Source organism: Acidovorax delafieldii 2AN (genome assembly GCF_000175235.1).
Classification (GTDB): domain Bacteria; phylum Pseudomonadota; class Gammaproteobacteria; order Burkholderiales; family Burkholderiaceae_C; genus Acidovorax; species Acidovorax delafieldii_B.
Map to the genome: position 1 here is coordinate 1 of NZ_ACQT01000113.1, position 11,992 is coordinate 11,992.

Sequence of the window (11,992 nt, forward strand, 5' to 3'; positions counted from 1 at the left end):
GGAGGGGCCGGTCACCACGCCGTCGGAGGGTGCGCCCGGGGGCGGCGCGCGCTCCCGCCAGTGCAGTGGCGGCACTGGCCACGCCGCTTTCGGCCTCGCCACCCAGTGCTTCGATCAGGTCGGGGATCAGCTTGGAAAGCTCGCCGGTGGCAATGGCCACGTCGGTGTCAAAGCCGCCGTCGTCGGCCTTGGTGCCTTCGAACACCGTGTCCAGGAACGACACCTTCTTGATCTGCAGGCCTTCGGTCAGCATGAAGCTCACGCGGTCGTCCCAGGTCAGCGCGAGTTTGGTGGGCAGCTTGCCCGCGGCGATGTGCGCCTGCACTTCCTCGATGTCGAGCGGGTGGCGGGCGTAGCGCACCACGGCCTTGGCTTCATCGGCGCTTTTGAGCTCGCATTCGCGGTCTACGGTGAAGCCCACGGGCGGCTCCTGCGTGCTCAGCCAGTGCGACATGGCGGCCTGCGGGCTGGTCTGGGTGTTGATGAGCGACACCGACAGGCCCGGCAGCGATTCGACCAGCAAGGTCACCACCTCGTCGGCGCGGCCCTGGCTGCTGGTGTCCAGCACCAGCAGGCGCGATGCGGTGTCGATCCACACCCACATCGAGCCCTGCTTGGTGAAGGCCATGGGGAGCAGGTCGAGCTTGGCTTCGTCCTTCAGTTCCTTGCTTTCCTTCTTGCCGGGCTTGCGGCCGGTTTCCTGCTCGATGCGCTCGGCCTTTTCCTTCACGCGGCGCGCCAGCACGCTGCCCGGCAGCACCTTGGATTCGACCATGAAGCGCAGGATCCACTGCCCGCCCACCGATTCGGCCAGGGGGCCATGCGCCTCGCCACGCGGCGGCACCCAGCCCAGGGACTTTTCCTGCGTGGCGCCACATTCCATGAAAGGCGCCTTGGCCAGCGCCTCTTCCACCTGCGTCAATTCCACCTGCCATTGCGGTGCAATGCGGTACACGATCATGTTCTTGAACACGGACAACCTTTGTTTTCTTCTGGCAATTTGAGAGATACGGCCGACATTGTCGGGGTTGGGCCAGCGGCCCCACGCGCGCGCAGGCCTCAAATACTCCATTTTTAATAGCTAAAAGCACGCGTCTGCATTGCGCTAGCGGCCGAATAATTGGTCAAAGCAGGAATCCGGCCCACCCCAGCGGTTGTTGCAACTTTACACAGGCGCATCAATCCCACACGCTCGGGATACAGAGCGCGCGCACACTGCCCCTCAACCGCTGGAACGGTCGTGCCGGCGGACCAACCCTTGAAAGGACCCACACATGTCTTTCCTCCAACGCCGTATTGCCGCCACCGCCGTGCTGGCCGCCCTCGCCCTGCCCGTGCTGGCCCAGCCCGCCCCCCCGGCACCTCCTGCTGCGGGTGCCTCGGCATCGCCCGCGCGCAAGCCCGGCGACATGCAGGAGCGCCGCCAGGCCCACATGGCACAGCGCACCAACGCCCTCAAGGCCCAACTCAAGCTCACGCCCGAGCAGGAGCCCGCCTGGAACGCCTTCACCGCTGCCATGCAGCCCACCGAGCGCCCAGCCCGCCTGGACCGCGCTGACATGGAAAAGCTAACCACCCCCGAGCGCATCGATCGCATGCGGGCCCTGCGCGCCCAGCATGCGGCCGAGGCGGACCGCCGTGGCGAAGCCACCAAGACGTTCTACGCCACGCTCACGCCCGAGCAGCAGAAAACCTTCGACTCCCAGACACACCGCATGCGCCGCATGGGCGGCCCCCGCGGGGACTGGGGCCATGGTGAACCCGGCCACCGTGGCATGCGCGGCGGCAACATGCCCATGGGCGGCGGCCAACCCGCCCGCTGAAGCCGCAGGCGCCCACGCCCGCGCGGTGCCGCAACAGCGGTTCGCCACGGCGTTTCATCCCGCTAGCAGCCCGGTGCCCCTCAAGGCCCCGGGCTTTTTTTGAACCCCGCAATGGGTGTGCCGACCACTCATCGCAATGTCGGCAGTGGCGGGGTGTGGATAAAGCTGGGGGCATTTTCGGAACAACCGGTCAGTTATCCACAGAAAAACCGGCAGGCCCAAAGTTGTTATCTGCCAGCGCTGGGGTTCCCACCCCTCCCTCCCACATACTTGGCGGCAACGCAACTGCGCGCCAGCATTGGGAAAAAGAGGCTTGTCCACAAAAATCGCCGACCTCTACTACTACTGCTATTTATAAATAGAACCATAGAAGAATAACCAGAACCCCTTCACGCCCACCCCCAAGTCCTGTCCCGAAGGACAGTCGTCCCATCCCCTGCAAAGGCACGATACCTGCGCATCCTGTTGATTTCGTTGGCGACGCCCAAGACGCCTGCCCCCCTCTGGAAACCTTCGTGCAATTTGCCAACCGCCTGAAAAACTGGGCCCGGCGCGTCAAACGCGACGGCGTCACGCTGTGGTTTGCCGCGCGGCACCCCCGGGTGCCCTGGTACGCCAAGGCGCTCGGGGTGCTGGTGGTGGCCTATGCGCTGAGCCCCATCGACCTTGTGCCCGACTTCATTCCGGTGCTGGGCTACGTGGACGACGTGCTGCTGCTGCCCGGGCTGATCTGGCTGGCCCTGCGCCTGATTCCGCAGCCGCTGCGCCAGGAATGCCGCGACCAGGCCGACGCATGGATGCAGACCGAGGGCCGCAAGCCCACCAGCCGCATCGGGGCGCTGGTGGTGGTGGCCTTGTGGGTGGGGGCGGGCCTTGCCCTCTGGCACTGGTGGGCCAGGCCATGACTGGCCGGTGGTTGAGCAGGGCGTTGGCTTTGCCTTCAGCGCCCGGGCCGTTGGGCCGAATGGCCTGGGCGGGTTCAGCCGGGCAATATGCTATTGATTCAATAGCTTTAAAAAACCGTGCTCATTGCGCAAGGAACGGATTTCGCCACTTTTCTGGCGAAACAGCGCATGCGTGCACAAGACTGGGGATAGTTTTTGCGCAACCGGGCGGTTATCCACAGAAATCGGGCAAGCTGGCATCTTGTCCCCGTGCCCACGACAGCGGCAACAGGGCGGCATCCACAGGGTTTGGTGCGCCGCAAGTGCCTGTGGCGCAACGGGAAAAGGCACTTGCCCACAGCAAAGGCGTGGCTCTACTACTACGACTATGTATTTATAGAAGCCTTTAATTAATAACAGAAGAAGCTCCGGCCCATCCCTTGGGGGTGGGGTACGGCGCAGGCGACCCGTGCAACCGCGTAGGCAAAAAAAAGCCGCAGCCCAAGGCTGCGGCGGTGACGAGGGCAAAGCCGAGGGGCCCTATGCCACGCAGGGGCGCAGGAAGGCCTCCAGAGAGCCCGCAGAGAGGGGTCGGCTGAACAGGTAGCCCTGGTACAGGTGGCAACCTGCGCGGGCCAGCAGATCGCGTTGTTCAGGGGTTTCGACGCCTTCGGCGATCACCTCGAGGCCCAGGCTGCGCGACAGGCCGATGATGGTGTCCACGATCGCGGCATCGTTGGGGTCGGTGAGCAGGTCGCGCACGAAGCTCTGGTCGATCTTGAGCTGGTCCAGCGGCATGCGCTTGAGGTAGCTGAGCGACGAATAGCCCGTGCCGAAGTCATCGAGGGAGAAACCCACCCCGTACGCGCCCAGGGCCGCCATCGTGGCAATGGTGGTTTCCATGTCTTCCACGAGCAGGCTCTCGGTGAGCTCCAGCTTCAGCAGGCCCGAGGGTGCACCCGTGATGGCCAGCACCCGCGCCACGTCGTCCACGAAGCTGGCATGGCGGAACTGGCGCGAGCTCACGTTGACCGCCATGGTCAGCTCGGACAGCATGGGGTCGTCCTGCCACAGGGCCAGCTGGGTGCACGCGGTGTGCAGCACCCAGCGGCCCAGCGAGAGGATGAGCCCGGTTTCCTCGGCCAGCGGAATGAACTCTGCTGGCGACACCAGGCCGCGCTGCGGGTGCGCCCAGCGCACCAGCGCCTCCACCCCCACGCACTGGCCCGCCAGGTTGACCTGTGGCTGGTAGTGCAGCAGGAACTCGTCGTTGGCCAGGGCCGTGCGGAAATCTTCTTCGAGCGCGGCGCGGGCGGTGACCACGTCCTGCATGGCGGGGTCGAAGAACCGCAGGGTGTTGCGGCCGGCCGTCTTGGCCTGGTACATGGCCAGATCGGCCTGCTTGAGCAGTTCGCCCACGGTGGCCTGGTCGCCATCGAACGGCGCAATACCGATGCTGGGCGTGCTGCGGTACTGGTAGCCCTTGAGCGCGTAGGGCACGGCCAGCATCGCCAGCACTTTTTCGCCCACGGCGCGCGCGTCGAGCGCCAGCTCGTCGGGCTGGGGGCTGAGTTCTTCGAGCATCACCACGAATTCGTCGCCGCCCAGGCGCGCCACGGTGTCCACGCTGCGCACGCAGTTGTTCAGGCGGTGGGCCACCTGTTGCAGCAGCAGGTCGCCTTGGTCGTGGCCCAGGGTGTCGTTCAGCGTCTTGAAATTGTCGAGGTCGATGAACAGCAGCGCCCCGCCCTGGTGGCGGCGCTGGGCCGTTGCCAGGGCCTGGCCGATGCGGTCCATGAGCAGCATCCGGTTGGGCAGGCCGGTCAGCGGGTCGTAGAACGCCAGGCGCTGGATCTCGCGCTCGGTCGCCTTGCGTTCGCGGATGTCGGTGTTGATGGCCAGCACCGAATGGGCGCGTCCGGCGTCGTCCTTCACCAGCGTCCAGCGCCCCTCCACGTCGATGGGGCTGCCATCGCGGTGGCGCTGCACGATCTCGCCTGTCCACTCGCCCTGCTCCACGGTGGTCTGGGTGGCGCGGCGGAACTGCGCCGGGTCGTCGTACAGCAGGGTTTCGATCGACTGGCCCAGTGCCTGCAGCTGCGACCAGCCGTAGAGGCGCTCGGCGCTCTTGTTCCAGTAGATGATGCGGTGATCGAGGTCGCGCACGATGATCGCGTCCTGGGCCTTGTCGAGCAGCGAGGCCTGGTGGCGGATGCGCATGTCGGCCAGCTGCCGGTCGATCTCGGCCGATGCCCTGGTGGCGAAGATCTGCAGGGTCGATGTGACGAAATCGGGGTCTTTGAGCGGGTGGCGGAACAGCACGAAGATCAGGCCCACCACCTCGCCGTCGGCATTGCACAGTTGCTGACCGGCATAGCCCTGCGCGCCGAGCTTGCGCAGGATGGGCGCGTCGGGATAGAGCTGCGTCACATTGGCGGCCACCACGAGCTGGTGCTGTGTGAGCAGCTGCAGGCTGGGCGTGCCTTCCAGGGTGTATTCGGTATTGGGCAGGGCCTGGCCGTCGAACACCGCCGCCAGCGACACCGCGCGCGGCGCCTGCCCTTCCTGCGGTGGCAGCAGGCGGCCCACGCAGCCCACCTGCGCGCCCAGCGCCTCGGCCATGTTGCTGGCCAGCTGCACGAAGAACTCGGTGCCGGTGCTGGCCGAAACCGCCGCCGCCATCTTGAGCACCGAGGCCTGCAGGCGCTGCTGCTCATTGCGCGCGCGCAGGCTCACGATGCCGAAGGCCAGGTCATTGGCCAGCTCCTGCAGCAGCGCGGCCTCTTCGGCGCTGATGTGCAGGATCTCGGGCGCATAGAGGTACAGCAGGCCGAAGGTATGTTCGCGGTCGCGCAGCGGCAGGCAGATGACGCCGTGAAAGCCGTGTTCGAGCATGCGCGTGGTCCAGCCCGTGAAGCTGCCATCGGTTCGGATGTCCTGCACAATCACGGGCTTGCCGCTGCGCACGGCCACGCCGGCCGGCCCCTGGCCATAAGGGCTGGTCTCGGACCAGCTCAGCCGCAGGTCTTCGAGGTAGTGGTTGTTGTAGCCGGCGTGTGCCACGGTTTCGATGGACTGTTGCGCATCGTCCAGGGCAAAGCCCACCCAGCCCATGCGGTAGCCGCCGATGTCCACGGCGATCTGGCAGATCTCGCGCAGCAGCGTGGTCTCGGATGCGGCCCGCACGATGGCTTCGTTGCAGGCGCTGAGCAGGCGTTGTGCCCGGCCCATGCGGCGCAACTCGCCTTCGGTGCGCAGGCGTTCGGTCACGTCGATGGCCAGCACCTGCCGCGCGGCCACGCCATTGAAGCTGATGTTGCCTGCCGAGATTTCCATGTGCATCACCCGGCCGTCGCGGTGGATGTGGCGGCGCACCACCGAGGTGTCGCGGGGCAGCAGGAAGATGGTCTGCAGCCGCGCCCGCAGGCTGTTGCGCTCTTCGGGCAGGCACAGATCGGGCAGTTCCATCTGCAGCAGCTCGGCCTCGGTATAGCCGTAGTGCGCCGCCATGGCCCGGTTCACGGCCAGCAGGCGCAGGTTGTCGCGCTGGTAGACCCACATGGGGTGCGGGTGCTCGTCGAACAGCATGCGGTACTGCAGTTCCGAGGCGTGCAGCCGGCTGGCCACGTGCCGCAGCTGCACCGTGGTGCCGAGCGATTCGGTCAGGATCTCCAGGTGGGCCACATCGCGGGTGGAAAACGCATGGGGCTGGTCGGAAGTGACCTTGAGCGACCCCATGACGGCGTCCCCCGCCCGCAGCGGCGCCGCGATCACCGAGCGCACGCCATGCCGGTGGGGCAGCGAGAGCATGTCCCAGTCCTCGGCCTCGGTGTCCTGGCAGACCACCGTGCGCCCCTGGTGCAGTGCGGGCCACAGCAGGCTCTTGTCCACCGGCAGCTGGTTGCCCTCGGGGCGCACCATGTTGCCTGCGGACGCGTACGCCACGAGGTTGGTGCCCTCGAGCAGCTCCACCATGGCGCCGCGCGCCCCGGTCTGCTGCAGCACGGTCTGGGCGACCATGGCCAGCACCTCGGGCAGCGGCAGGTCCAGCGACGACATGCGCTGCTGCAGTTGCAGCAGCTCGGCATGGTTCTGCGCATCGCGCCCGGCCTCGATCTCGGCGAGCTTCTGGGCGCTGATGTCGGTGATGCCCCCCACCATGCGCACCGCCCGGCCTTGCGCATCGCGGATCAGGAATCCACGGTCGAGCACCCAGGCATAGCTGTCGTCGCGCCGCCGGAAACGGTACTCGGCCGTCCAGTGCGTATCGTTGCCCTCGATGGCCGCCTGGATGCTTTGCAGCAGCGCCGCGCTTTCCTCGGGGTGCAGGCGCAGGGTCCAGGAGCGGCTGTCGGGCAGCAACTCGCCGGGCGGAATGCCGAACAGGTGCTGCATGCCTTCGTTCCACCACATGGCGTCGGTGGCCAGGTTCCAGTCCCAGATCGCGTCCGCGGTGGCGCGCGCCACCAGGTGAAAGCGTTCTTCGCTGATGCGCAGGGCCTGGTCGGCCTGGTGGTGGGCGGTGATGTCCTGGAAAGCCCCCTGCACCCGGACCACGCGGCCCTGTTCATCGTGCACGGCAAGTCCGGCGGTGCGCACCCAGAAATAGCGTCCGTCCGGCATCTGCACCTCGGCCTGGAGGTCGAAGGGGGTGCCCCGGCCAATGCAGTCGGCCAACGCTTTTTCAAGCCGGGCCCGGTACGGCGGGGCATAGAGCGCCAGGATTTCGTCCAGCGTTCCGCTGCGCCCGGGCAGCCCGAAGGTGGTGACGATCTCTTGCGACCAGGTCAGGCGCCGGCCCGGAAGTTCCAACGTCCACCCTCCGATGCGCGCGATGCGCCCGGCCACGCGCAGCGTCTCGCCCTGGTCCATGAGCTCGGCGTGCATGCGGTCGCGCTCCTGCACCAATTCGGACAGCAGGCGTTGCTGGCGGCGCAGCTCCAAGAGCACCATGGCCTGGCTTGCCAGCATCTTGAGGCCTTCGACCTGCTCGCTCGTGAGCATGCGCGGCACGGTATCGAGTACCGCCAGGGTTCCCAGGACAAAACCCTCCGGAGTGACCAATGGAACGCAGGCGTACAGCCGGATGTGGGGTTTGCCCGTCACCAGCGGGCTGCTGGCGAACAGTGGATGCGTGCGGGCGTCGGCTGCGATCAGCGGTTCGCGGCCGCCTCTGAGCGCGTTGGCGCACAGGGCGACGGCCAGTTCGGTCTGCCGGAAAGGAACGCCCACGGCGGCCTTGAACCATTGGCGGTCGCGGTCGAGGAAATTGACCACCGCCATCGGCGTGTTGCACAGGCGTGCGGCCAGGGTGGCAAGCTGGTCGAACGATGCCTCGGGCGGGGTGTCGAGGATGGCGTAGGCCTTCAGCGCGTCGAGCCGCGCGGCCTCGTCGGGGTCAGGCGCAGACTGCACCCGCGCTACTCCGCTGCGCGCCCGGGGGGGAGCGGTGAGGCTGGCAAAGAGGGTGGCGTGACCTGCATGGGAAACCCGGGAAAGAAAGCACGAAATTCAGGTGGTACGAAGACAACCGCGGCCGGCAGACCACTGCACAGCGCCGTCGGCACGCAGCAGTGCTGGGCGCCCGGCCAGCCTGGCAACAAAAGGCAATGCTACACCGCGTTCCCGGGGCGGGCCCCTCCGCAGCAGCCCGGTATTCGTGGCGCCTACGCCACACGCCGGGCGCGCCGGGCCCGGACTGCAGCCGCCAGGCCTTCGAGCACCGGCACCGTCTGCGCCATGCTGATGCAGGCATCGGTCACCGACACGCCATGCTTCAGCGGCTGGCCGGGCACGATGTCCTGGCGGCCTTCCTGCAGATGGCTTTCGATCATGAGGCCGGTGATGCGCATGTCGCCCGCCGCGATCTGAGCGGCCACTTCGGCGGCCACCGTGATCTGGCGCTGGTGCTGCTTGCTGCTGTTGGCGTGCGAGACGTCGATCATCACCTGCTCGCGCAGCCCGGCCGCCTTGAGGATGGCGCATGCGGCGTCCACGTCGGCGGCGCTGTAGTTGGGCTGCTTGCCGCCGCGCAGGATCACGTGGCAGTCGTGGTTGCCCCGGGTCTCGAAGATCGCGGCCTGGCCCATCTTCGTCATGCCCATGAACGCGTGCGGGGCCTGGGCGGCCTGGATGGCGTCGCTGGCCACCTTCACGCCGCCATCGGTGCCGTTCTTGAAGCCCACCGGGCACGACAGCCCGCTCGCCAGCTGGCGGTGGCTCTGGCTTTCCGTCGTGCGGGCACCGATCGCGCCCCAGCTCACCAGGTCGCTGATGAACTGCGGCGAGAGCAGGTCGAGAAACTCGGTGCCCACCGGCAGGCCCACGGCCAGCACGTCGAGCAGCAGCTGCCGTGCCAGCTCCAGCCCCTCGTTGATGGCGAAGCTGCCGTCCAGGCGCGGGTCGTTGATGTAGCCCTTCCAGCCCACGGTGGTGCGCGGCTTTTCGAAATAGACGCGCATCACGAGGATCAGTTCGTTGCCCAGTGCGTCGGCCTGGGCCTTGAGCGCGTGGGCGTATTCCATGGCCTGGCCATGGTCGTGGATGGAGCACGGCCCCACCACCACGACCAGCCGGTCGTCCTGCCCGTGCAGCACGCGCGAGATGGCCGCCCGGCTGGTTTCGACCAGGCTCTGGGCGGCAGCCGGCGCGGGCAGCCATTCCTGCAGCAGTGCGGGCGTGATGAGGGGGCGCACAGCCTTGATGCGCGTGTCGTCGATGCGCGTGGTGTCGTGTGTGGAAACGGGGTGGGCAGAGTGTTGGGCGTGGGTCATGATGCCCGCCATTGTCGCGCGGAGTGCGCACGGGGCGGTTCACCTCGCCCCGGCCACGCCGGGGGGCGAAGTGGGGAATGGGCCTCCCACCGCACGGGCTGGCCCGTCACTCCGCACTCGGCGCAGCAGGTGCTGCTCCCGGTCGCACGCCCTGGCGACGTGGCGCCCGGGCGTGAGGGAGTCTCCTCGGGCCTTCGGGCTGCGCCTGCCTCAAGGCCGGCGAAACGCCGTGTCCTGCCGCGCCCAGTAGCGTGACTGCAGATGGTCCAGGCGCACCGTGCCGCCGGTGGAGGGTGCATGCACAAAGCGGCCCTCGCCCACGTAGATGCCCGCGTGGCTGGGCTGGCGGCCGGTGCCGAACACCACCAGGTCGCCGGCCCGCAACTCGCCGCCATCGATCGGGTATCCCCAGCTGTTGAGCTGCGCCACCGTGCGCGGTGGCGGGGTGCCCACCTGGTGGCGGTACACGTAGCCGATCAGGCCGCTGCAGTCGAAGCCCGCATCGGGTGTGTTGCCGCCGTAACGGTAGGGCGTGCCCACCAGGCCCAGCGCGTGAATGGCGATGTCGTGCGCCTGCTCCGCCGTCAGCGGCGGGGTGGTGCGCACGGGCGCCGAGATCCAGGGCGATGGGGGCCGCGACGTGCCGCAGCCGGCCAGGGCCAGCAGGGCGGCGGTGCACACCAGGCAGTGAAATGCTCGCATGTGCGCAAGCGTAGCGGATGCGAGGGTTGCGGCCCCATACCCACCTCATGGCCCGGGGATTTGCATCAAAACACCTTGCAGCGCAATCTGCACGGGCGTAAGCTGCTATTGTTTTTGATGGCATGCACGGCTACCGGCTGAAGTGCCGGGCCTTGGCGGGCCACGTGGGGTATGGCCCGGCACGCCTTTTCAGCCGCCGCCGGTGCGTGCGCTCCAGTCTTCCAGCGCACCGTGCTGCAGCCGGTGGGCCACGAGCCTTTGCCACGAAGGCGGCAGGCGCAGCGCGGCCAGCCCGTTCAGCAGCGCAACGTCGAGCGGGCGGTGGTACAGCACCTCGATCACGCGCGCCAGCGTCCACTCGGGGTTGGGGCGGCCCACCAGGGTGATGGCGTCGCCCGCCTGCACGGCGCCGGGCTCGATCACCCGGTAGTACCAGCCGGTGCGGCCCGTGCGCTGCACACGCAGCGCCATGTCGGGTACGCCAAAGCGGGTGTTGAGTTTCCAGCAGGGCTGGCGGGTTTGCGCTACCTCGAGCAGCACGCTGCCCATGCGCACCTGGTCGCCCCAGCACAGGCGCGACTCCACGATGCCCGTGCTGCTGATGTTCTCGCCGAAGGCGCCGGGCCCGTCCAGTGGCGGCAGCGCACCCAGCGCGTCGCGCCAGGCGGGGTAGTGGTCGAGCGGATAGTGGTGCACGGCCTTGTCCGGACCGCCGTGGAGACGGGTGTCGCCCTGTTCATCCCCGGCCACACCGTTTCCATCCACGGCCACCGCGCCTTGAATGGCCTGTTTCACGATGGCGCTGCGGCTGCCCGGGCGGCTGTAGGGCACGGCCCGGCCGCGCAACACCGCAGTGACCTGCCCGAGCACCGTTGGGTTCATGCGGTGGCCTGCCCGGCCGTAGCGTCGATGCCGTCCAGCCAGGCGCCGAAAACCGCCCGCGCAGCCTGCGCCAGGGCCACGCCGTGCGCTTGCGCGCCGGCCCGCAGCGCCTGCGGTGTGATGCCGGCGGCCGCCAGTTCACAGGCGTGCCCCACCAGCCATTGCTCGATGCGAGCAAGGTCGGCCTCCAGATGGAACTGCAGGGCCAGCGCATGCGCGCCCACGGCAAAAGCCTGGTGGGGGCACAGGACCGTGCCTGCCAGGCGCGTGGCCCCCACGGGAACCTCGAACTGGTCGCCATGCCAGTGCAGCACCGGTACGCCCGTGCCCAGCGGAGCCAGCACCGAATGCTGCCCTGCCGGCGTGAGCGCCAGCGGCCCGAAGCCGATTTCCTTGTGCCCCATGGCGGCCACACCGGCGCCCAGGGCACGGGCCATGAGCTGCGCCCCCAGGCAGATGCCCAGCATGGGTTGGCGCCGGGCCAGGCGGTGCTGCAGCAGGGCCAGCGTGTCGGTCAGAAATGGATAGTCGCTCTCATCGAAGGCCCCGATAGGCCCGCCCAGCACCACCAGCAGGTCGGGCGCAGCGCCGGCGCCGTCGGGCAGGCGACCCAAGCCGGCATCGTGGTAGCGCACCGCATAGCCGCGCTCCTGCAGCAGGGGCTCGAGCAGGCCCAGGTCCTCGAACGCCACATGGCGCAGCGCAAGTGCGGTTTTCATTTTGTACCAATACAATACAATTAACGTATGAGATCATTGTACGTCCAGGGCCAGACGGCCGCCGAGATTGCTGAGAGCGTGCAGGCCGCCTTGCATGCGGGCGCGCTGCAGCCCGGCGAAGCGCTGCCCGCCGTGCGCGCGCTGGCGCTGCGGCTCGGGGTCAGCCCCAACACGGTGGCCGCTGCGTATGCGCGCTTGCGCGACGCCGG

The 11,992-nt window shown here is 67.9% G+C and carries 9 protein-coding genes; 3 read left to right on the plus strand and 6 right to left on the minus strand.

Translation table 11 applies throughout. The features are described 5' to 3' along the window. The coding region (locus ACDELDRAFT_RS13790; protein WP_050784177.1) for a recombination-associated protein RdgC at window positions 1-973 on the minus strand (973 nt) is incomplete at its 3' end. Between the two features lie 301 nt (window positions 974-1,274). Between ACDELDRAFT_RS13790 and ACDELDRAFT_RS13795 the strand changes: the two genes are divergently transcribed. Beyond that, window positions 1,275-1,823: a Spy/CpxP family protein refolding chaperone gene (locus ACDELDRAFT_RS13795; protein ID WP_005797728.1), complete on the plus strand. Its 549-nt coding sequence runs from the start codon at window positions 1,275-1,277 to the stop codon at window positions 1,821-1,823. Between the two features lie 515 nt (window positions 1,824-2,338). Continuing rightward, window positions 2,339-2,728: a YkvA family protein gene (locus tag ACDELDRAFT_RS13800; RefSeq protein WP_005797729.1), complete on the plus strand. Its 390-nt coding sequence runs from the start codon at window positions 2,339-2,341 to the stop codon at window positions 2,726-2,728. A gap of 519 nt (window positions 2,729-3,247) precedes the next feature. On the opposite strand, the gene ACDELDRAFT_RS13805 is transcribed toward ACDELDRAFT_RS13800, so the two are convergent. The 5 genes from ACDELDRAFT_RS13805 to ACDELDRAFT_RS13825 all read right to left on the minus strand — a co-directional run bounded on the left by ACDELDRAFT_RS13805 (window position 3,248) and on the right by ACDELDRAFT_RS13825 (window position 11,783). Continuing rightward, window positions 3,248-8,122, minus strand: a complete 4,875-nt coding sequence (locus ACDELDRAFT_RS13805; RefSeq protein ID WP_005797731.1) for an EAL domain-containing protein — start codon at window positions 8,120-8,122, stop codon at window positions 3,248-3,250. A 251-nt stretch (window positions 8,123-8,373) separates the two neighbouring features. Continuing rightward, window positions 8,374-9,480: a 3-deoxy-7-phosphoheptulonate synthase gene (locus ACDELDRAFT_RS13810; RefSeq protein ID WP_100084445.1), complete on the minus strand. Its 1,107-nt coding sequence runs from the start codon at window positions 9,478-9,480 to the stop codon at window positions 8,374-8,376. Between the two features lie 210 nt (window positions 9,481-9,690). Continuing rightward, a complete protein-coding gene (locus ACDELDRAFT_RS13815; protein WP_005797734.1) occupies window positions 9,691-10,182 on the minus strand; it encodes a C40 family peptidase in 492 nt (163 codons plus the stop codon). 189 nt (window positions 10,183-10,371) lie between these two features. After that, window positions 10,372-11,064 carry an MOSC domain-containing protein gene (locus tag ACDELDRAFT_RS13820; RefSeq protein WP_005797735.1) on the minus strand — a complete coding sequence of 231 codons (693 nt, stop codon included), beginning with the start codon at window positions 11,062-11,064 and terminating at the stop codon, window positions 10,372-10,374. Then, a complete protein-coding gene (locus ACDELDRAFT_RS13825) occupies window positions 11,061-11,783 on the minus strand; it encodes a glutamine amidotransferase (protein WP_005797737.1) in 723 nt (240 codons plus the stop codon). The genes ACDELDRAFT_RS13820 and ACDELDRAFT_RS13825 overlap by 4 nt, the downstream gene beginning before the upstream one ends. 27 nt (window positions 11,784-11,810) lie before the next feature. Here ACDELDRAFT_RS13825 and ACDELDRAFT_RS24160 point away from each other — a divergent pair. Then, window positions 11,811-11,992, plus strand: a 182-nt coding sequence (locus ACDELDRAFT_RS24160; RefSeq protein WP_005797738.1) for a GntR family transcriptional regulator, incomplete at its 3' end; no start/stop codon positions are given.

Bases quoted from the DNA above. Each gene is read 5' to 3' on its own strand.
- ACDELDRAFT_RS13795 (WP_005797728.1), top strand. From the start codon at position 1,275: ATGTCTTTCCTCCAACGCCGTATTGCCGCCACCGCCGTGCTGGCCGCC.
- ACDELDRAFT_RS13810 (WP_100084445.1), bottom strand. From the start codon at position 9,480: ATGACCCACGCCCAACACTCTGCCCACCCCGTTTCCACACACGACACC.
- ACDELDRAFT_RS13815 (WP_005797734.1), bottom strand. From the start codon at position 10,182: ATGCGAGCATTTCACTGCCTGGTGTGCACCGCCGCCCTGCTGGCCCTG.
- ACDELDRAFT_RS13820 (WP_005797735.1), bottom strand. From the start codon at position 11,064: ATGAACCCAACGGTGCTCGGGCAGGTCACTGCGGTGTTGCGCGGCCGG.
- ACDELDRAFT_RS13825 (WP_005797737.1), bottom strand. From the start codon at position 11,783: ATGAAAACCGCACTTGCGCTGCGCCATGTGGCGTTCGAGGACCTGGGC.